The following is a 19449-nucleotide window of genomic DNA, read 5'->3' as shown; positions in this document are numbered from 1 at the left end:
TGTTCTCCAAGGCCCTGTAAAAAATGAATTATTCCGTTGCAGAGGTCTCCGCAGTAACGTCTTCGCGTGGACGCCAAATGATGGCGGGTTCCCCCTCCATCACCAGTGGTGTCTCAGAGGTGCTGTCATCCGCAAGCTCCTCCCATGAGTTCACCAATGTGGCTGACTCATCATCACTCAGCTGCACCAGCTTGGAACGCCAGATACCCTGTTCAGCCCGTCGCGCCTTTGCAGCAACGTCTTTCAGGGCCTCTGGGGCATCTCGCTCAGCCTTTGCCCAGCCATTCTCAATCAGCCAAGTGGCAAGATCATGTTTGCCCACGTTGCAGGTTGCAGCATAATCATCCCCTTGCATGGGCTTCATGTCAGAGCAGGTGACACGCTTCTGGCGGATGAAAGCACGCAAAGCCGTCCGTGCTCTGATCCCGCAAGGCCATCTTTCACCATCTTCACTGGGGCATGTTGTGCTGAGAGGAACAGCTTGTACGTGATGAAGCGAAATCCGTTTCATTTTATCGCTCAGCGTTGCCCCATCCACCGCAACCGGGCGATAGAGCACCAGTTCCTTCGGGGGAGGCTGCTTGGACTTGCGCGGTACTTTGACGTGAGCAACGCGTTGCAAGGTAGCTGTCACCGCAGGAGGAGGCGTGCGCGTGCCACCCACATTGCGCAGTCCATCAGGGTGTTTAGGCGGCGTTTTGGGTATCTTGGCCTCAGCAGCAAGGCGAGCAGCTTCCAGAGCCGCGAGCTCTTTCTGTTTTTCTTCAGCGCTTGGTTTATGTTCAACCGGGAAAGAGGAAGGGCGATAGAGGGTACGGGCGTTTCCACGCAGAGCGGTTTCTGCATTGTGCTCAATGAGCGCATAAAACCCGACGCCAAGAAGCGCCACTCCAAAAAGAAAACACGTGGTCTTGGTAATCCGCATAAGCACCCTGTCTGCTTATTGGCTCACCCACAAAATCCTTGCTGTCCAGACCAGATCCGCAACTTGAACAACCCTTGGCGTGTCATCCGGGGTGTGCCGTCGAAATTCAATGCGCTCATTCGTTTGCCGTTGCAATGGGCCGCAATGTAAATCTCCGGTTTTAGTCGCTATCAAAACATGATCATTTCGCCGCAAAGAGCTCTCGGGAGAGACGATGAGTATTTGTCCTTCCCTGTAGTATGGTTCAAAACTATTACTCGAAACTTCAAGTGCGAAGAATTTCTCACTCTGAGAACTGGGAAAAATGAAGCTATCGCAGAATTTATCTAGCTGAAAACCCGAGAGATCCTCAAGGTCCACCTCTCGCAACTCATCACTCGTACATAAATACGCGGGAAATGACCGGAAATGTGTACCAGAGATCTCTGTTTTGTCTTGCAGCAATCCAGCAAAGTCCACGAAGGTCATTTGAGTGACTTCGAGCACCTTGGCGAGCGACTCCGTTGACGGCCAGCGTGGGCGACCATCAGCAGCAAAGCGCTTGGAGGGATTGAAGGAGGTCGGATCGAGTCCCGCACGGCGTGCAAGGCCAGAGGGTGTCAGCTGATGCCGTTTGGCCATTTTATCAAGCGCTGCCCAAAGGTTCTCGTGATCTAACATTCATCCTCCAATAGCGGGAACAACCGGACAGATTTGCTGGAAAAACAGCCTAGTTCTGCACCTCTTAGAAATCTTGTATGTGGTGAATAAAATCCTATTGCAAGCACTAGTCGAAAGAGAGGGGTTGCCAGCCACCGATTTGTGGATGTATGAGCATGGCTTCAGTTGAGTAGACGTCTCTCCTGAAAGGCAATTCCCATGTCCCTCATATTCAAGATCGCCCCCAAGGCGCTTTGGCAGGAAGCTGAAGCCGCCGGTATCTTTGCGGGTGCTCCGATCGATCTGGCAGATGGTTACATCCACTTCTCCAGCGCCGAGACCGTGAAAGAAACCGCTGCGCTGTACTTTGCGGGACAAACCGACTTGCTGCTGATTGCCGTTGAGAGCGAAGACTTCCCGGAAAATGAAATGAAGTGGGAAGCCTCCCGAGGCGGTACACTCTTCCCGCATCTCTACGGCGAGTTTCCTGTCTCCAAGGCCAAATGGGTCAAGCCATTGCCATTGGACGCTGAAGGCAATCACGAGTTTCCGGAGCTTTAAATGTCGATTGAAAACCTGATCAACAAAGTGGGCATTCGGGCACTGCATTGTCTGGATCCTGAGACCTCACACAACGCAACCATCAAGATGCTTGCCTCTGGCCTGGCACCCACATTCGGTCAAGTTGAGAACAAAGCACTTGAGTACAAGCTCGGCGATCTGACCTTCAAGAACCCGGTCGGCATGGCAGCAGGGTTTGATAAGAACGCAGAAGCCATCACACCACTCATGAAGCTCGGCTTCGGGCATGTTGAAGTGGGCACGGTGACCCCACTGCCGCAGGAAGGTAATCCAAAGCCTAGGAATTTCCGCCTCAGCGCAGACCGCGCCGTGATCAATCGCTACGGCTTCAACAATGACGGCCACGATGTGGTCTATGAGCGTATCCGCAAAGCAGGTCGTACGCCGGGTGTTCTGGGCATCAACGTAGGAGCCAACAAGCTCTCCGAGGATCGTGTTGCTGACTATGTGCTTGGTGTGAAGCGTTTCGCTGAACTGGCAGACTACCTGACGGCCAACATTTCCTCTCCAAACACACCGGGCCTGCGAGACCTGCAGGAAAAGGATGCTCTTGCGCACCTTCTCTCTGCCATCGTCAACGCACGTGATGAACAGGAAGACCGTCTGGGCCGCAAAGTCCCGGTCATGCTGAAAATCGCACCGGATGTGACGGAAGAAGCACTCAAGGAGATTGCTGAGGTTGTCATGACCAACAAGGTTGATGGCATGATTGTTTCCAACACCACCATCGCCCGCCCATCTACACTCAAGGATCAGCAGCAGGCAGAGGAAGCTGGCGGTTTGTCAGGCGCTCCGTTGTTCGAACGCGCAACCATCGCTCTGGCGAAGACCAGACGCGCTGTAGGGCCGGACTTGCCGCTCTTTGGTGTTGGTGGAGTAGATACGCCAGAAAAAGCGGCTGCGAAGATCTTTGCAGGGGCTAACCAGATCCAGCTTTATTCCGGCATGGTCTATGAAGGGCAGACGCTGGTGAAGAAGATCAATAAGCATCTCTCTCGTCTGGTCGCAGCCCGCGGTGTTTCCAATCTGCAGGAGCTGGTCGGCATCGACAACGACATCTGGGCAGACAAAACGCTCGACTAAATCAAGTAAGGCGAGGCACATTTCAGCAGCCTCGCCTTTTGGTCTTGTGATCAGCCAGCCCTACTGGAAGCTGGCTGCGGAGCGCCAAAATACTGCCGCTCACGCACGACGCACAGATAGCTCAGCGTCAATCCACGTGCACCGAAGAACACCAGTAACGAGAACCAGAGCCCGTCGTTTCCATAGATCGGAAACAGCAGATAGTAGCTGGCAAGGAACAGTATGGTTGAAACCACCACAGAGTTCCGCATGTCCTGAGACCACGTTGCGCCAATAAATATCCCGTCCATCTGGAAGGCCAGAGTGCCGATGATTGGCGTCAGGACAGCCCAGAACATGAAGGTCCGCGCAGTCTCTCGCACCTCTGCATGAGTGGTGAGCAGGTCAATCACCATACCGCCCGTCAGCCACAGCACCATGGCTGCGCCAAAGGAAAGCCCAAAGCCCCAGCCGATGGAAAGCCGCAGAGCCTTGCGGAAGGCCGTGCGTTGCTTGGCACCAATCGCTTGCCCAACCACCTGTTCAGCAGCCGAAGCCGTACCATCCAGAAAGAACGCTGCAACCAGAATGAACTTCTCCAGAACCGCATTCGCTGCCAGTACCACTTCACCCTGAGCCGCACTGCGTGAGGTGAAGAAGCCAAAGGCAAACAGCATCACCATGGACCTGATCATGATGTCCCGGTTCAATGCCAGCATCGGCTTTAGCTTTTCCCAGATGATAATCTGAGAGAATGTCGGCAGCGGCGCGCCATTCAGCTCGCGCTTAATCAGATAGAGCCCCAGACAGAACGTCAGCATCTCCGCAATGAAAGTTGCCACGGCAACTCCTGGAATGCCCCAGTTGAACCCAAGCACAAACACCACAGAAAGCAACATATTGGTGACATTCAGGAAGGTCTGAATAAGCAGCCCGATGCCCGCTTTGCTCAGCCCAAGATACCAGCCAAGGATGGAGTAGTTGGCAAGCACAAACGGAGCAGAAAACGCACGGATCGCAAAATAGGTTGCCGCAGCTTCCTGAACCGCTTCCGTTCCGCCAATGATCGGCAGACCGAAACTCAGGATTGGCCATTGCAGGAAGATAACAATCACACCGCCAATCAGCCCCAACAGCAGCGCCCGCGCCAACACAGCCCGCATCTCATTGCCATTGCTGGCGCCAAGGGCTTGTGCTGCCAGACCTGTAGTGCCTGCACGCAGGAAGTAAAAGAACGCGCCGATCACATCAAACAGGATCGTGCCTACAGCCAAACCACCCAGCAAAGCAGCATCATGCAGCTGCCCAATCACCGCAGTATCAACCAGCCCCAGCAATGGAGTGGAGATATACGCCAGGGTCATCGGGACAGCGAGCGCAAGGAAAGAGCGGTTTGTCACTTTGAAACTTGTAGACACGGAAAAACCTTTAAACGCACGAGAGCAATGCGGGCCTGCAGCTCAAATGGGCTTGGGGAAATTGAAGTCTCTATGCTCATATTGGTTTGTTCTGTTTTTGTCCATATTTATAATCTCAATGGATCAGTTAGATTGGCTTGAAACAGAGAAGGTGTTGCTCTCGTGAGACTACCAATTGTGCATCATCCCGCCTACACAGCGGACATTCCGGAGGACCATCGGTTCCCCATGAGAAAGTATGCCGAGGTCGCACGTTGGCTGAAAGAGACAGACCCGCAGGGAGCACTCTATGACTTCCATGAGCCAGCCCCAATCTCCCGTGATGATCTGCTCCGGGTTCATGCAAGGGAGTATGTGGATCAGGTGCTGAGCTGCTCGGTTCCGCATGCCATCGCCCGCGAAATCGGCTTTCCCATGACTGAGAGCGTCTCCTTCCGTGCCCAGTGCGCAACAGGAGGGTCCTTGCTGACGGCCATGCTGGCGCTGGAACACGGCGTGGCCTGCAACACCGCCGGAGGCTCTCACCACGCCCGTATTGCGCAAGGTGCTGGCTTTTGCGTCTTCAATGACGTTGCAGTCGCGGTGAGGGCGGTACAGGCCATGCGCATGGTCCGCCGCGTACTGATCATCGATCTGGATGTGCATCAGGGGGATGGCACTGCCGATATCTTCGCCCACGACACCAGCGTCTTCACCCTCTCACTCCATTCAGAGAAGAACTACCCCGTCCGCAAGAAAGCCTCTACGCTGGATGTGCCGCTGGAAGACGGCATGGAGGACGACGAGTACTTGTCAATTCTGGAAGACACTCTCAAACGCGTCCTCACCACGTTCAAAGCAGATCTGGTGTTCTTCAATGCCGGTGTTGACCCTCACCATGACGACCGTTTGGGCCGCCTTGCCCTGTCCGATGAAGGGCTGCGAAAACGAGAGGAACTGGTCTTTAAACTGGTAAGGAATGAAGGTCTTCCACTTGCAGGTGTGCTGGGAGGTGGTTATTCGTATAATCTTAGACTATTGGTTAACCGGCACTCAAACCTGTACCGCGTGGCAGCGAAGTACTTATAATTCAAAAACAAGTCCTTTTTATATAAAATTTTAGTAAAATATAAAATTCCACCTTTAAGAACTGAATAGGTAAATGTGTCTTGCCATTTTATGAAAAATGCGCAGTATCCCCTCCGTAAAGTGCAAATAAAATGCCTCGGAAGGCTAGGAGACACATATGGGTGTTGTGGTCACCAATAGAAGCGTTGTACTGGATACTGCGGATTACATGATCCGGGAAAGCGGACTGTTGGGCTTGGATGTTGATCAGCTTGCCAGTTCCACCGGAACCAGCGAACAGGACATTTCTGAAATGTTCTCCTCAGTCAATGGGGTAGAGCGTGCTGTTCTGCAAAGATACATCGACCGCTTCCTGCAGATCCTTGGTGATCCTTCCACGCAGACGCTTCACTTCCGCAGAGCACTGGACACTTACATCGCAGCTTTCCAGGCTGGCATGGCAGACGGTGGCGAGCTGTTCCTGTCCGCAGTGCTGGGCGATAAGGATGAAGAACTGCCGGAAGACCTGCAGGAGCTTGCAGCAACCTTCGCACGCCGTGCCCGTGTATGGCTCGCAGACCTGTTGGAATACAGCGGCAACTGGTCCTCAGAAGAAGCTTTGGTAAAGTCGGACTTTGTTCTGGCAGCATTGGAAGTGGCTGTTCTGATCGGCAACACCAGCGAAGATCCGGAGATCTTCGACAACCTGTCCGTCAACATTCACAATATCTGCATGCAGTAAGTTAAGAGCAGGCGCGGTTATCGTCCGCGCCAGTTCATCAGCCGTGAGATAAACCACAGCGGCACTACGACTATGGCTCCGAGGAAGAAGTAGGAGCCAAAGCGCTCAATGGCCGAGAAGCCCATATTCCAGATCCGGATAAAGAAATCCTGCACGGAGTAGATCAGGGTCAGAGGCGAAAAGTCCAGCGCAGACAGCACAATCCCGACAATCAAAGATAGAAAAATCAGCCGAATGAGCACGCGTCCCGGCGTGTCTCCAAGAAAACGGTTGAACTTATCGTTTGACATCAAAATCTCCGCAATAGCCGTGCTCAAAAAGGGCAGTGGACGTAAAACCCAGGCAAAGGACAGGGTAATAGCAAACTGCTTTACAATGCTTTGATCCCTATATAGGCACGCAACCTACTCTTTCATATGGGGCGATGCCAAATTTTCTATTCCATTCCATATACGCAGTAATCGGTCTTTCCTTTAAGTGCGTCTTCCTTACAGTACCTCCAAAACAAGATGATAGCCGCTGGAACGCTGATTGCGTGCGCCCAAAGGCTGGCAGAGAAGACTATAGGATACGCCCATGAAAGCTGTGACCTACCACAAAGAGACCGACGAGTTCATGCTGGCTGACGTGGAAAAGCCCACCCCAGTACAAGGCGAAGTGCTGGTAAAGGTGATTGCCACCGGCCTTAATCCGGTCGATGCAAAGATCAACAAATGGTGCGCTGCTGCTCACGATATGAGTGACAACTGGGTGCCCGGTCTGGACGTGTCAGGCATCATCGAACAGGTAGGTGAGGGTGTCACAAACTGGTCTGTGGGCGATGCAGTTCTGTATCACGGCAACATGTTCAAGCCCCACGGCGGGTTTGCAGAATATGCTGTCACCGATGCTGAGGCACTCGTCAGGCACCCGGATGTCGACCCGGTTATAGCTGCGGCAACCCCATGTGCTGGCTGGACTGCATGGCGTGCCCTCGTGGATAAGCTGGACATCGAAAACCGCAATACTCTGCTGGTCATGGGCGGCTCAGGTGGTGTGGGCAGCTTTGCCATCCAGATCGCCAAACACTTCGGCACAGAGAAAATTCTGGCGACGTGTTCTGAGCGCAATCTCGACTACGTGCGTTCCCTCGGTGCGACCCGCGCGATCGACTACGGTTGGGAAGATGTGATTGGTATCGCTTTTGAGGAAACCGGACGGCAAGGCGTTGATGTAGCGCTTGATACGGTTGGAGGCGACAACGACATTACCGCTGCAAGCTGTCTGGGCTTTGAAGGGGAGATGGTTGAACTCGTCAGCACTGTGCGTCCTGCTGCCTATGACAATGCATTCTTGAAAGGCCTCAGTTTCCACCAGCTCAGTCTGGGGTCAGGTCTGCGCGCCGGTCCAAAGGCCAAAGCCAATCTGGTTAAAGCAGGCACAGCTTTTTCAAAGCTTCTGGAAACTGGCGAGATCTCCGTACCAAAGATCAGTCAGATCAATCTTGAAGATGTAGGGCCTGCTCTGAAAGACATGAGGAACCAACGCACTGTTGGCAAGATTGTGTTGAAGATCTAGGCAGTTATCCAATACCTTCTCTCCATCGGAATCAAATGAGGCTGACCTGTCCAGCCTCACCGGCGGAGACAGGGATGACTGAGTTTGTAATCTATGCAGCAGAGCCCAAAGACGCAGAAGACCTGGCGGCCCTGCGCGTGGAAGCCATGCGCGAAAGCCTTGAAGCGCTGGACAGGTTTGATCCGCAAAGAGCACGGGAGCGCTTTCTCAAAGGGTTCGAACCTGAGCAAACCAATAAGCTCGTCAGTGGTGTAATGCCTGTTGGGTTTTATGTGCTACGAGACCGTCCAGACCACATCTGGCTGGATCACCTCTACATCCACCCAAAAGCCCAGGGGGGAGGCATTGGTGCAAAGGCAATCTCGCAAATCAAAGCATACGCTTTTGCAAAAGGAAAACCTGTTCGCCTTGGTGCACTCAAGCAGAGCAAAGCCAATACCTTTTATCAGCGCCACGGCTTCCAGCACACCCACAGTGAAGAGTTCGACAACTACTACGAACTCCCTCTGGAACATATCAAGCCGGGAACACCAACGTTCATCCTGAAGCGAGCAAAGCCCGAAGATGCCGAACAACTTGCAAACCTGCGCCACGAGGCCATGAAAGATGAGTGGGCCGCAAACGGACTAACCGACTTCGCTCTTGCACGCTGTCATTTCTTCGAGGATTTCAAGCCTGACGCCACATGGAAGATTGAGTTCGAAGGGGAGGTAATTGGTTTCACGGCAGTTCACGAATATACCGATCACATCCATCTGGACATGATTTACCTGCACCCCAAAGCCCAGGGCAAAGGCATTGGCGCTCAAATAGTGGCCAACATCAAAGAACACTCAGTGCAGGTGAACAAGCCAATCCGCTTGGGCGCGCTCCGCATCAGCAACTCCAATAAGTTCTACCAAGCACAGGGCTTTAGCTTCACGCACAATGTAGAGTTCAACAACTACTACCAGTTCAAGCCCGAACCTGCCTTCTATCTCGAAACAGCTTCTCAGGATGACTTTGAAGAACTCCAGGTCATTCGCTACACATCCATGAAGGAAAGTGCAGAAGCCAATGGCCTGTTTCATCATGACAAAGCCCGCGAGGTGTTCCTGAGCGAGTTCGCGCCTGAAAAGACGCTGAAAATCCGCAGAAATGGCAAAACCATTGGCTTCTATGTTGTCCTGAACCACCCGGATCACCTCTATCTGGATATGTTCTACCTGCTGCCCGAAACTCAGGGTCTCGGCATCGGGTCTAAACTCCTGAACCAGATCAAGGCACAAGCGGACAAGCAAAGCAAACCCATCCGCCTCGACGCCCTCCGCATCAGCCCCGCCAACGCCTTCTACCAGCACCACGGCTTCCACCTGACCCACTCCGAGGGCGTCAACAACTACTATGAATACGCTCCGAAGTGCCTAACCAAGGCGGAAATAGCGTAAGCCACATCCTTACTTGGCCAGCACTTCCAGCGGTTGCTTAGCGACAGTGATAAACTCCCAGGCATTGTTGGGATCTGCGCCCGCCTGTCGAAGTAATCCGTCGATTTTTGCTGTGAACTCATACTTCTCGGTTGGAGAGAGACCGCCATTTGTCTCCAGAGCGTCCTGCAGCTGTGATTTGACATCCAGAAACTGAAACTCAATCTCAGGATCACCTGACTCTACATTGAACCAGCCTTTAGCAGCCTGATAGTAGACCTCAGGATTTTCCTTTGTCAGCTGAAAGAGATCTTCTGGGCTCGCTTCTTGCAGGTTGCTGGAGGAGCTCGGCCCAAACCACAGGCTCAGCACCTTGCCGTCTTCTGCGCCAAGAGCCACATGGGTGTCAGCAAAAAAGAAAACAACATCGCCAGCCTCAAATGAAGTCGCAGGCTCGCTCTCGTCATATCCGACAACCTCATCCAGAATTTCATTGTAGCCAATGTCGTCGCTGACGCTATCCTCCAGATCGCGAATGACCCTGTTGCTCTCCGGCGTATCAGCATAAGCCTTGAGGCCCATCAGCAAAACGGCTTCCTTACAGTTCATGCAGCTGTGCACAGTGGGCTGAAGCAAGGCAGCTTGGTTGGTCAGGTTCTCGCGAAAGTGCGAGTTTTCCTCCAGCGGTGTTGCCCCGGATTGCCAGCTGAGACTTCCTTTCCAGGATTGTCCAACTTCAACGGCTTTATTGGTGCTTTGTACGTTCTGCACACTGGCTGCTGACTGCAGCGGATGTGTGGCCTGAACATTGGTAACGCTCTGAGTGTTGATAGGCATCGCGTGATCTTTGCTAGGTTGTTATCTTCAACCACTGGTATAGGATTTGCGCAGTCCAGCGAGTGTCCTTCAGCACATTGCAAAATCAGCGTGCATTCAAAGATGCATGAGTAATCTCATCGTGAAGTGGGGAATGATGAAACAAAACGAGTTGGAGAGCTGTAACGGTGACCAGCAGGCTCTCTTAGAACGACCTTCATGGCACATAGTACCTGCTGCTGCAGCTGATTTTGACCTGCTCGCAGACCTCCGCCATCTGGCCATGAAGGACAATATGGAAGCCAACGGCATGTTCGAGCATGAGCTCTACCGGCAATACTTCAAAGACAGCTTTGACCCCGCCTCCACATGGAAGATCATCGAGAACGAAGACGTTCTGGGCTTCTACGTTCTTTGGGACAAGCAAGATCACCTTTATCTGGAACGCCTCTACTTCCACCCCAATGCACAAGGCCGCGGCATTGGAGCAGAGATCCTCACCCTCCTGAAGCAACAAGCCACCGCCCAAACCAAACCCATCCGCCTCGACGTCCTCCCCAAAAGCCGCGCCAACCCCTTCTACCTCCGCCACGGCTTTGAACTGGTTGAGGAGAGGGAAGAAGAGAAGGTCTATGAGTGGAGGTTAGAGGGTTCCAAAGAACTCGCTTAGTGACCTCCCACCAACTGGCAAACGCAAAGACTATCGAAGGCTTACTGTTCGCAAGAAAAGAGAGAATATGAAAACTAGGTTTTGTTGCTTTGGATTGCTTTTCTTCGGCACTTTAGGATTAGTGTCTGCCAATGAGCAACAGCGGCAAAAAATTGAGCAGTTAGAATGCTCCTGGGCTGATTGCGAGGAAGAACAAACTCGTTCCAGGAATGATGCGCAAGGTGCGGTCGAAGAATGGCAACCTGCACCTGAGGTCTTTGTAGAATGCAAAGAAAAAGGCGCCGAAGCATGTGAGCACTTAGAGGCATCTGCTACAGACTTATCTGAGGAAAATATCAACTATCTTTTTGAGCTACTGAAGCCGTTTGCCGCTTCAGATGCCACAGAAAATACCGCTGAGACCAAACCCGCAAGTGCTTCAAACTGAAATCAGATAACTGATGAGCACAGGCAAGCTAATTCTCTTCAAACAGTAACCTCACCCTATCCCGCAAACACGAAGAACCACCAGAGGCTTGCTGTGGCTAGGGAGAGGGGGACGCCGACGCCGATGGTGGCGGCGACCAGTTCGCTTTCCAGGTTGTACTGCAGGGCGATCAGGCTTGCACCCAGCATAGGGGGCATTGCCATTTCTAAAAGAGCGATGCGGGCGATGTTGTTTTCCAGCTGCCCAAGGCCTGCGTAAACCAGATACAGGAACAATGGCGCCAGAACCAGGCTGAAGGTGAGGGCGAGGCCAATAGGAGCCCATCGCCCTTTTAAGTGCTCAACTCTCAAGGCAAAGCCCACAGCTGCAAGAGCCATAGGCGTCAGCGTGTCGGCCAGCGTGCCGACCACATCATCAATCCAGACTGGTCGACCCAGATGGTTGATTGCAAGCGCAACTATGATCGCCCAAAACGGGGGGAACGTGAGAATGCGCCGAACGATCACAGGCGGTTCAAAAGCACCGGCACTGGCAACGGTCGCAATGCTGATCCCGAGAATGGAGAGCGCAAGGTAAGAGCCAAACAGGTCGATCACCAACCCGACGCCAAGATACTGGCTACCCGCTAAGGCTGAAATCATCGGCAGGCCGACAAAGCTGGTGTTGGCCCATCCGGCAACCAGCAGAAGCGCGCCAATCCTCTGCCACGACCATTTGAAGTATTTGCCAATGGGAACAAAGAACAGGATTGCAAAGCCCACGCCGATCCACGGAGTTGCGGCTGCAAACCACCAGTCAGCTGAAACGGTGACCCCATGCACATTCTTGATGGCCATGGCAGGCAGCGCAACGTAGATGACCCAGCCGCCAAACACCTTCGTTGCTGTGTCGGGAAGCGCTTTGGTGAGCCGCAGAACAATCCCGATCACAAGGCAAAATACGATGAGAACAATCTCGGCCATGGAGCATCATGCCTGCGTAATGAAAACAACCTTCCACCTCAGCAAAATAGAAGAGCAAGTTAAACGCGGCATGAAAGAACTCATGAACACCGCCCCGATGCCGTAAACGCTTCTTAAAGCCAAAAGCTTGCAACGAGAGCTCTCCCAATGAAAACGCCGGTGAGATGTCTCCCACCGGCGCTTCAAACTTAGACCAGAGGGCTGAGCCGCAAAGCCCAGCCGGGTCTGTATTACTCAGCAGCTTCTGCCACAGCCTCTGCAGGGGAGAACTTACCGTAGTAAGTCTCACCAGCTTCTGCCATTGCGCGCAGCTGTTTGTTTGGTGCGAAGCGGTCGCCCCACTTGGCAGCCAGCTTGTCACAGCGCTCTACGAACTCTTTGGTGCCGATGCCGTCAATGTAGGACAGCGTACCGCCGGAGAACGGTGCAAAACCAAAGCCGAGGATAGAGCCAACGTCTGCTTCACGAACGTCTGTCAGGCAGTTCTCTTCAAACACGCGTGCGGTTTCAAGAGCCTGAATGCCAAGCAGACGGTCCTTCAGTTCTTCAACGTCAAACTCATCAGCGGACTTCGCTGGGCCGGTGATCTCGGTGATACCAGGCCACAGAGCCTTGTCCTTGCCTTTGTAGTCGTAGAAGCCCTTGGTGTTCTTACGGCCATGACGCTCATGCTTCACAACCATCGCATCAAGGATCTCATCGAACCCGCTGGATGGGTACGCATCACCAAGGTCTTTCTTGGTGGCTTCCTTAATCTTCCAGGCAAGGTCCAGAGCAACTTCATCACCCAGAGACAGCGGGCCAACAGGCATGCCTGCCATCTTGCCAGCGTTCTCGATCATTGCTGCCGGAACACCATCGGAAAGCATCATGATGCCTTCGCGAACGTAAGTGCCAACAACGCGGGAGGTGTAAAAGCCACGGCTGTCATTGACAACAATCGGGGTCTTCTTGATCGCCTTCACGTAGTCCAGAGCAACAGCAGTTGCCTTGTCCTCGGTCTTCTCACCCAGAATGATCTCAACAAGCATCATCTTGTCCACTGGGGAGAAGAAGTGAATGCCGATGAAGTCCGCCGGACGGGAAGAGGCTTCTGCCAGAGAGGTGATCGGAAGAGTGGAGGTGTTGGACGCGTAGATCGCGGAAGCTGGCATCGCTGCTTCTGCTTGCTCGGTCACAACGCGCTTCACTTCACGGTCTTCAAACACGGCTTCAATAACCAGATCCACGTCAGACAGCGCGCTGTAATCGGTGGTCGCAGTGATCAGGCTGAGCAGCTTCTCTTTTTTCTCCGGCGTAGATTTCTTACGCTTGATAGCCTTGTCCATCAGGTCTGAAGAGTAGGACTTACCCTTGTCTGCAGCTTCCTGAGACTGGTCGATCAGAACAACTTCAAGGCCAGCTTTTGCTGTCACGTAGGCAATGCCTGCGCCCATCATGCCTGCACCAAGAACGCCAACCTTCTTCAGGTTGCTTTCTGGTACGCCTGCTGGACGGCGTGCGCCTTTGTTCAGCTCCTGCATGGAACCAAACAGGGAGCGAACCATGGCAGCTGCTTCCTTGCTCTGCAGAACATGCGCAAAGTAGCGGCTCTCGATGGTCAGGCCGGTGTCGAATGGAACCATCAGACCTTCAACAACAGAGTGCAGCATGTAGCGTGCGCCCGGATAGTTGTCGTAGGTGTTCTGACGGTAGATTGCGTTTGCTGCTGGCCAGAACTGCATACCGGATGGGGAGTAAACCTTACCGGTTGGAATCTTGAAGCCCTTCTTGTCCCAAGGCGCAACTGGGTCAACACCTTCTGCAAGCATCTTCTTGGCAGCGTCTACCAGCTCAGCTTCAGGAGCAACATCGTCAATCAGCTTCAGACGCTGGGCTTTCTTGGCATCAAGGTTCTGACCCATCAGCAGGAACTGCAGGCCACCCTGAAGATCTGGCACCATGCGCATCACACGCTGCGTACCACCAGCACCTGGGAAAAGGCCAACCTTCACTTCAGGAAGGGCCATCTTCAGGCTTTCCTCAGCGCCGATACGCTTGTGACAAGCCAGAGCCAGCTCGGTGCCACCGCCCATGGAAACGCCGTTGATTGCAGCCACATATGGCTTGCCGGAGGTTTCCATTTTGCGGAACACGAGTGAAAGCTTACGAGTGCCTTCAAATAGCTCTTTCGCAGCACCTTCAGGATCAACGCTCTGGCGCTTCTTGTAATCACCAAGAGCCTTGCCGATCATGGAAAGGTCAGCACCTGCGGAGAATGCTTTCTTGCCGGAAGCAACAACAACACCTTTGATGGCGTCATCAGCGGTGATGTCGTCGATGACTTTGTCCAGCTCATTAATGACGGACTCGTCAAACACGTTCATTGGCTTTTCAGGCGAGTCCCATTTCAGAACTGCAAAGCCGTCTGCATCGGTTTCAAGGGTAAAGTGTGTGTATGTCATTGTCGTTCTCCCCCCTTAAACGCGCTCGATGATGGTCGCAGTACCCATGCCTGCACCAATACAAAGAGTAACAAGAGCCGTGTTCTTGTCCTGACGCTCCAGCTCATCGAGAACTGTGCCAAGGATCATCGCGCCGGTTGCACCCAGTGGGTGACCCATCGCAATCGCGCCGCCATTCACGTTCATAATGGAGTGGTCAATTTCAAAGGCCTGCATGTAGCGCAGAACAACAGAAGCAAACGCTTCGTTCAGCTCAAACAGGTCGATATCGCCAATTTCCATGCCTGCGTTTTTCAAAAGCTTCTCGGTCACATCAACCGGACCGGTCAGCATCAGGGCAGGGTCAGAGCCGATATTGGCAAAAGCTTTGATACGTGCACGGGCTTTAAGGCCAATCGCATCACCAGCTTCCTTCGTACCCATCAACACAGCAGCTGCACCATCAACGATACCGGAGGAGTTACCAGCGTGGTGCATGTGGTTGATTTTTTCGATTTCAGGGTGAGCCTGAATACCAACAGCGTTAAAGCCGCCCATGTTGCCCATCATCTCAAAGGATGGGTTCAGGCCAGCCAGAGACTGCATGTCTGTTTGCGGACGCATGTGTTCGTCATGGTCCAGAATGGTCAGACCGTTGATGTCACGCACAGGCACAACAGAGTTCTTGAAACGACCTTCGTCCCAAGCCTTCTTCGCACGTTTCTGGCTCTCAACTGCATAAGCGTCCACGTCATCACGGTTGAAGCCGTACTTGGTGGAGATCAGGTCAGCTGAAACACCCTGAGGCATGAAGTAAGCAGGAATAGCCACCTGCGGGTCTGCAGGCCATGGACCGCCGGAAGCACCAAGGCCAACGCGGCTCATCGCTTCAACACCACCAGCAACAACCAGCTGGTTCTGGCCGGACATGACCTGCGAAGCACCCATGTTCACCGCATCAAGGCCGGATGCACAGAAACGGTTGATCTGCATACCAGGAACAGAGCGGTCATAATCTGCCGCGAAGACAGCTGCACGCGCGATGTCAGAACCTGCATCACCCACTGGGTCAACACAGCCAAGCACAACGTCGTCTACAAGCTTGGTGTCAAGCTCATTACGGTCTCTGATGGCTTCAAGAGCGTTCGCTGCAAGGCGCGCTGTCGAAACTTCATGCAAGGAGCCGTCTTTCTTGCCGCGCCCGCGTGGGGTGCGAACATGATCGAATATAAGGGCGTCTGCCATATTGTCCTCCGCGAAAAAATTGGTCAGGCTGGTGTAGGCAAGGGGTGGCCGGGCATCAGGTCATAAGGGGCTACCCAATGGGGCAGGGCCTTAATCCGCTCAAGCCATGCATTCACATTTGAGTAAGGGCCGAAGTCCACACCAATCTCTTCTGGCCAAAATAAGTATCCGCACACCGAAAGGTCTGCGATTGTTGGGCGATTTCCAACAAGGAAGTCAGTGTCCGCAAGGCGCTGGTCCAGCACCTTCAAAGCGGCGATGGCCCGGCCTTCAAAAAAGCGGGTCACATCAGTCTCACCGGTTTTCACCATGGCTCGCATGTAGCGCAGGGTCGCCACATAGCTGGTCAGCTTGTGGTTGTCCCAGAACAGCCAGCGCAGGATTTCCCGGCGTTCTTCCTCGTTCTCCCAGCCAAATGTGCCAAGCTGCTGGGAAAGGTACTCCAGTATCACGGCAGACTGGGTCAGCCGTGTCTCCCCGTGCCGGAGCACAGGAATTTCTCCCATCTCATTCTCTTCACTGCGGAACTCAGGATCGCGGGTGGCACCATTAAAAAAATCGACCCACACCGGGGTCCATGATGCCTGGGAAAGCTCCAGCATCAGCGCAACCTTGTAGGCATTGCCGCTCTGCGCAAAACACTGAAGTTCATATTCCGCCATATCGCACTCCTAAAATCTGTCAGTTATATATCAGATCGAGAATAAGGCAGGACAAGAGCTCAGGATAGGTCCTGAGCTCCTGAGTTGCGATAAAGTGATTAGAACGCTTCCGCGTCCAGGCTCATCATGGTTTCAGAGCCGGTGGAGATGCGTGCCAGATGCGCTGAAGATTCAGGCATCACGCGTTCCATGAAGAAGGTGCCAAGGGTCAGCTTGGTTTTCAGCCAGTCTTCCTGACCGTTCGCGCCGTCCTTGATCTTGCGGTTCGCAGCAATCGCGATCTTGGTCCACATGTAACCAAGAGCCACCAGACCGAACAGGTGCATGTAATCGGTAGAACCAGCACCCGCATCATCCGGGTTCTTCATAGCGTTCTGCATGAACCACATGGTTGCGGCCTGCAGGTCTTTCAGGGACTGCTTCAGGCCCTTCATGTAAACGCCAAGCTCTTCGTCGCCTTCGTGTTCTTTAATGAACGCGCCGACTTCCTTGAACCATGCCTGGATTGCACGACCACCGTTTGCTGGCAGCTTACGGCCAACAAGGTCAAGCGCCTGAACGCCGTTAGCCCCTTCATAGATCATGGCGATACGAGCATCGCGAACGAACTGCTCCATACCCCATTCCTGAATGTAGCCGTGACCACCATAAAGCTGCTGAGCCATAACGGTGTTGTCAAAGCCCTTGTCAGTCAGAACGCCTTTAACAACAGGTGTCAAAAGACCCATGATGTCATCAGATGCCTGCTTTTCAGCATCATCCTGAGACAGGTGGGATACATCACCATGCAGAGAGGTCCACATGTAAAGCGCACGTGCTGCTTCGTTGAAGGAGCGGATGGTCATCAGCACACGGCGGACATCCGGGTGAACGATGATCGGATCAGCTTGTTTCTCCGGATTTTTAGGTCCAGTCAGCGAGCGCCCCTGAATACGGTCCTTCGCGTAGGTCACAGCGTTCTGGTAAGCTACTTCAGACTGAGCCAGACCCTGAATACCAACGCCAAGACGTGCTTCGTTCATCATGACGAACATCGCACGCAGGCCTTTGTTCTCTTCCCCAACGAGATAGCCAACGGATTCATCATAGTTCATGACACAGGTCGCGTTGCCGTGGATGCCCATCTTCTCTTCGATGGAACCAACGGACACACCGTTCATCTCACCCGGATTTCCGTCCGCATCCAGCTTCTTCTTCGGTACGACGAACAGGGAAATACCCTTGGTGCCTTCTGGAGCACCTTCGATACGTGCCAGAACAAGGTGGACAATGTTCTCGGAAAGATCCTGATCACCAGCGGAGATGAAGATCTTTGTGCCGGAAATCTTGTAGCTGCCATCGCCCTGTGGCGCTGCTTTTGTGCGCAGCATGCCAAGGTCGGTACCGCAGTGTGGTTCGGTCAGGTTCATCGTACCTGTCCACTCACCAGTCACCATCTTCGGCAGGTAGGTGTTTTTGATTTCGTCGTTTGCATGAACAAGCAGAGCTGCCATCGCACCGGCGGTCAGGCCAGGGTACATCGCAAACGCCTGGTTTGCGGAACACAGATACTCATTCAGAATAACAGAAAGGGTCGCAGGCATGCCCTGTCCGCCGTACTGCTCAGGAATGGACAGACCGCCCCAGCCAGCTTCCACATAAGACTGGTAAGCCTCTTTGAAGCCTGGAGGTGTTGTCACGGTTCCATCATCATGGCGGGTACAGCCAATCTTGTCGCCGCTCTGGTTCAGTGGCTGCACGATCTCTTCAGAGAACTTTGCGCCTTCTTTCAGAATAGCTTCAACAAGATCCGGCGTTGCCTCGGCGAACCCTGGCAAGTTGGAATGTTTCTCGTAGCCCAAAACGTCCTTGAGCAAAAAGAGGGTATCTTCAACGGGAGCACTATAACTCGGCATCTCAATTTTTCCTTCCGACCAACCCTAGAGGCATGGCTTTAACGTTTGCGTAAACGTCAACTTGTTTCGGAATATAGAGCGCCCTCGCGCCTGCGGCAAGTTATACCCAAGTGTAATTTCTTAGGGGCAGGTACGTATCCGCGGAATCCTGCGGGTTCCCACCTGATAACTTCCCTGTGAAATCTCAGTGTGCCTTGCCTCTAGCACTATGAAAGTGACGGGTAACCTTTGTCTGCCCCTCAATTTTAAAGGGAAAAATATGGCGTGAAAGCGAGAATCGCCGTCTCTGGAAAACTCAATGATACGACTACCCTCAACACGCTTGGCCCAGCCTTGATCCAGAAAGAACGAGAGCAGGGAAGTGCCCGCGATCCCTGCCAGATGCGAACGCCGCGCACTCCAATCCAGACAAGATTTGCACAAAGGCCGCCGTTTCGTCTCCTTCTCAGGAAGCACCACGCCTAGCTCCGTCAGGAAGGAACGACCGTCACCCGTCAGATGCAACTGCTCGGCATCCTCCACGAGGAAATCCCGCGCCAGCAGACTGTCGTAAGCCTGTACACCATACTCACCCGCCAGATGATTGTAGCAAACCCGCGCTTTACGCAGGGCAGGTTCTTTAGGGCCGGTGCGTACACGCGTCATCCCGGTGCGCATGGCAATTCCGCTCATGGCCTCCAGCAGAGCCGCCACATCACTGTCCGCCAGACTGTAATACTTGTGCCGCCCTTGTTTACGCAGGCTCACCAGCCCGGCCTCGGCCAGACGGCTCAGGTGAAAGCTAGAGGTCTGCGGCGTCACACCAGCCTCCTGCGCCAGCTCGCTGGCAGTGAGGGCAACGCCAGTCATGAGAGCCTGCAACATGTTTGCCCGTGCTGGATCTCCAATCAGTGCGGCGATCCCGGCAATGTTCGGTCCTTCTTTCATGTGCGGCTCCATTCGTGAAAACGTCCTCGGACTATAACACACAC

Annotated in this window: 19 protein-coding genes; 8 read left to right on the top strand and 11 right to left on the bottom strand. The window is 53.5% G+C overall.

Features of this window, described 5'->3' with window-relative positions; translation table 11 throughout:
* Positions 1-28: 28 nt before the first annotated feature.
* Together PJE062_RS13835 and PJE062_RS13830 are read right to left on the bottom strand one after the other, a co-directional pair.
* Positions 29-925 (bottom strand): thermonuclease family protein, encoded by an 897-nt coding sequence (locus PJE062_RS13835; RefSeq protein ID WP_008549874.1) that lies wholly within the window; start codon positions 923-925, stop codon positions 29-31.
* Between the two features lie 15 nt (positions 926-940).
* Positions 941-1585 (bottom strand): helix-turn-helix transcriptional regulator, encoded by a 645-nt coding sequence (locus tag PJE062_RS13830; protein ID WP_008549483.1) that lies wholly within the window; start codon positions 1583-1585, stop codon positions 941-943.
* A gap of 198 nt (positions 1586-1783) precedes the next feature.
* Between PJE062_RS13830 and PJE062_RS13825 the strand changes: the two genes are divergently transcribed.
* Together PJE062_RS13825 and PJE062_RS13820 are read left to right on the top strand one after the other, a co-directional pair.
* Positions 1784-2125: a DUF952 domain-containing protein gene (locus PJE062_RS13825; RefSeq protein WP_014284441.1), complete on the top strand. Its 342-nt coding sequence runs from the start codon at positions 1784-1786 to the stop codon at positions 2123-2125.
* Positions 2126-3229: a quinone-dependent dihydroorotate dehydrogenase gene (locus tag PJE062_RS13820; RefSeq protein ID WP_008549976.1), complete on the top strand. Its 1104-nt coding sequence runs from the start codon at positions 2126-2128 to the stop codon at positions 3227-3229.
* Between the two features lie 50 nt (positions 3230-3279).
* On the opposite strand, the gene PJE062_RS13815 is transcribed toward PJE062_RS13820, so the two are convergent.
* Positions 3280-4626, bottom strand: a complete 1347-nt coding sequence (locus tag PJE062_RS13815; RefSeq protein WP_008549508.1) for an MATE family efflux transporter — start codon at positions 4624-4626, stop codon at positions 3280-3282.
* Positions 4627-4854: 228 nt separating this feature from the next.
* Here PJE062_RS13815 and PJE062_RS13810 point away from each other — a divergent pair, with 228 nt between their 5' ends.
* Positions 4855-5694: a histone deacetylase gene (locus PJE062_RS13810; protein WP_008549621.1), complete on the top strand. Its 840-nt coding sequence runs from the start codon at positions 4855-4857 to the stop codon at positions 5692-5694.
* Between the two features lie 157 nt (positions 5695-5851).
* Entirely contained in the window at positions 5852-6415 is a 564-nt protein-coding gene (locus PJE062_RS13805) for a TetR/AcrR family transcriptional regulator (RefSeq protein WP_008549477.1), read from the top strand.
* Positions 6416-6432: 17 nt separating this feature from the next.
* Here the strand turns inward: PJE062_RS13805 and PJE062_RS13800 are convergent, their stop codons facing one another.
* Positions 6433-6705, bottom strand: coding sequence for a DUF6460 domain-containing protein (locus PJE062_RS13800; RefSeq protein ID WP_008549654.1), 273 nt, complete (start codon positions 6703-6705; stop codon positions 6433-6435).
* Positions 6706-6991: 286 nt separating this feature from the next.
* Here PJE062_RS13800 and PJE062_RS13795 point away from each other — a divergent pair, with 286 nt between their 5' ends.
* Complete coding sequence (locus PJE062_RS13795) at positions 6992-7972, top strand: alcohol dehydrogenase catalytic domain-containing protein (protein ID WP_008549879.1); 981 nt, start codon at positions 6992-6994, stop codon at positions 7970-7972.
* Between the two features lie 74 nt (positions 7973-8046).
* On the top strand, positions 8047-9399 hold the full coding sequence (locus tag PJE062_RS13790; RefSeq protein WP_008549789.1) for a GNAT family N-acetyltransferase: 1353 nt from the start codon (positions 8047-8049) through the stop codon (positions 9397-9399).
* 9 nt (positions 9400-9408) lie between these two features.
* On the opposite strand, the gene PJE062_RS13785 is transcribed toward PJE062_RS13790, so the two are convergent.
* A complete protein-coding gene (locus PJE062_RS13785) occupies positions 9409-10215 on the bottom strand; it encodes a hypothetical protein (RefSeq protein WP_008549536.1) in 807 nt (268 codons plus the stop codon).
* A 133-nt stretch (positions 10216-10348) separates the two neighbouring features.
* Here PJE062_RS13785 and PJE062_RS13780 point away from each other — a divergent pair, with 133 nt between their 5' ends.
* Complete coding sequence (locus tag PJE062_RS13780) at positions 10349-10864, top strand: GNAT family N-acetyltransferase (RefSeq protein ID WP_008549881.1); 516 nt, start codon at positions 10349-10351, stop codon at positions 10862-10864.
* Between the two features lie 67 nt (positions 10865-10931).
* On the top strand, positions 10932-11291 hold the full coding sequence (locus PJE062_RS13775) for a hypothetical protein (RefSeq protein ID WP_157039166.1): 360 nt from the start codon (positions 10932-10934) through the stop codon (positions 11289-11291).
* A gap of 56 nt (positions 11292-11347) precedes the next feature.
* On the opposite strand, the gene PJE062_RS13770 is transcribed toward PJE062_RS13775, so the two are convergent.
* From PJE062_RS13770 to PJE062_RS13745, 6 genes are all read right to left on the bottom strand, one after another.
* Positions 11348-12253, bottom strand: coding sequence for an AEC family transporter (locus PJE062_RS13770; protein ID WP_008550032.1), 906 nt, complete (start codon positions 12251-12253; stop codon positions 11348-11350).
* Between the two features lie 230 nt (positions 12254-12483).
* Positions 12484-14697 (bottom strand): 3-hydroxyacyl-CoA dehydrogenase NAD-binding domain-containing protein, encoded by a 2214-nt coding sequence (locus PJE062_RS13765; RefSeq protein WP_008549657.1) that lies wholly within the window; start codon positions 14695-14697, stop codon positions 12484-12486.
* Positions 14698-14712: 15 nt separating this feature from the next.
* On the bottom strand, positions 14713-15921 hold the full coding sequence (locus tag PJE062_RS13760) for an acetyl-CoA C-acetyltransferase (protein WP_008550053.1): 1209 nt from the start codon (positions 15919-15921) through the stop codon (positions 14713-14715).
* Positions 15922-15944: 23 nt separating this feature from the next.
* Positions 15945-16583, bottom strand: a complete 639-nt coding sequence (locus PJE062_RS13755; protein ID WP_008549823.1) for a glutathione S-transferase family protein — start codon at positions 16581-16583, stop codon at positions 15945-15947.
* Between the two features lie 98 nt (positions 16584-16681).
* Positions 16682-18478 (bottom strand): acyl-CoA dehydrogenase C-terminal domain-containing protein, encoded by a 1797-nt coding sequence (locus tag PJE062_RS13750; RefSeq protein WP_008549911.1) that lies wholly within the window; start codon positions 18476-18478, stop codon positions 16682-16684.
* Between the two features lie 120 nt (positions 18479-18598).
* Positions 18599-19405 carry a helix-turn-helix transcriptional regulator gene (locus PJE062_RS13745; protein WP_008550099.1) on the bottom strand — a complete coding sequence of 269 codons (807 nt, stop codon included), beginning with the start codon at positions 19403-19405 and terminating at the stop codon, positions 18599-18601.
* Between the last annotated feature and the right edge of the window lie 44 nt (positions 19406-19449).

The organism is Pseudovibrio sp. JE062 (genome assembly GCF_000156235.1).
Taxonomy (GTDB): Bacteria; Pseudomonadota; Alphaproteobacteria; order Rhizobiales; family Stappiaceae; genus Pseudovibrio.
Note: the sequence above shows the minus strand (reverse complement) of the source record. Positions and strands in the feature narration are given on the sequence as shown.

Bases quoted from the DNA above. Each gene is read 5' to 3' on its own strand.
- PJE062_RS13770 (WP_008550032.1), bottom strand. From the start codon at position 12,253: ATGGCCGAGATTGTTCTCATCGTATTTTGCCTTGTGATCGGGATTGTT.
- PJE062_RS13745 (WP_008550099.1), bottom strand. From the start codon at position 19,405: ATGAAAGAAGGACCGAACATTGCCGGGATCGCCGCACTGATTGGAGAT.
- PJE062_RS13800 (WP_008549654.1), bottom strand. From the start codon at position 6,705: ATGTCAAACGATAAGTTCAACCGTTTTCTTGGAGACACGCCGGGACGC.
- PJE062_RS13810 (WP_008549621.1), top strand. From the start codon at position 4,855: ATGAGAAAGTATGCCGAGGTCGCACGTTGGCTGAAAGAGACAGACCCG.
- PJE062_RS13795 (WP_008549879.1), top strand. From the start codon at position 6,992: ATGAAAGCTGTGACCTACCACAAAGAGACCGACGAGTTCATGCTGGCT.
- PJE062_RS13765 (WP_008549657.1), bottom strand. From the start codon at position 14,697: ATGACATACACACACTTTACCCTTGAAACCGATGCAGACGGCTTTGCA.
- PJE062_RS13830 (WP_008549483.1), bottom strand. From the start codon at position 1,585: ATGTTAGATCACGAGAACCTTTGGGCAGCGCTTGATAAAATGGCCAAA.
- PJE062_RS13785 (WP_008549536.1), bottom strand. From the start codon at position 10,215: ATGCCTATCAACACTCAGAGCGTTACCAATGTTCAGGCCACACATCCG.
- PJE062_RS13775 (WP_157039166.1), top strand. From the start codon at position 10,932: ATGAAAACTAGGTTTTGTTGCTTTGGATTGCTTTTCTTCGGCACTTTA.
- PJE062_RS13820 (WP_008549976.1), top strand. From the start codon at position 2,126: ATGTCGATTGAAAACCTGATCAACAAAGTGGGCATTCGGGCACTGCAT.
- PJE062_RS13750 (WP_008549911.1), bottom strand. From the start codon at position 18,478: ATGCCGAGTTATAGTGCTCCCGTTGAAGATACCCTCTTTTTGCTCAAG.
- PJE062_RS13835 (WP_008549874.1), bottom strand. From the start codon at position 925: ATGCGGATTACCAAGACCACGTGTTTTCTTTTTGGAGTGGCGCTTCTT.
- PJE062_RS13805 (WP_008549477.1), top strand. From the start codon at position 5,852: ATGGGTGTTGTGGTCACCAATAGAAGCGTTGTACTGGATACTGCGGAT.
- PJE062_RS13790 (WP_008549789.1), top strand. From the start codon at position 8,047: ATGACTGAGTTTGTAATCTATGCAGCAGAGCCCAAAGACGCAGAAGAC.
- PJE062_RS13825 (WP_014284441.1), top strand. From the start codon at position 1,784: ATGTCCCTCATATTCAAGATCGCCCCCAAGGCGCTTTGGCAGGAAGCT.
- PJE062_RS13755 (WP_008549823.1), bottom strand. From the start codon at position 16,583: ATGGCGGAATATGAACTTCAGTGTTTTGCGCAGAGCGGCAATGCCTAC.
- PJE062_RS13760 (WP_008550053.1), bottom strand. From the start codon at position 15,921: ATGGCAGACGCCCTTATATTCGATCATGTTCGCACCCCACGCGGGCGC.
- PJE062_RS13780 (WP_008549881.1), top strand. From the start codon at position 10,349: ATGATGAAACAAAACGAGTTGGAGAGCTGTAACGGTGACCAGCAGGCT.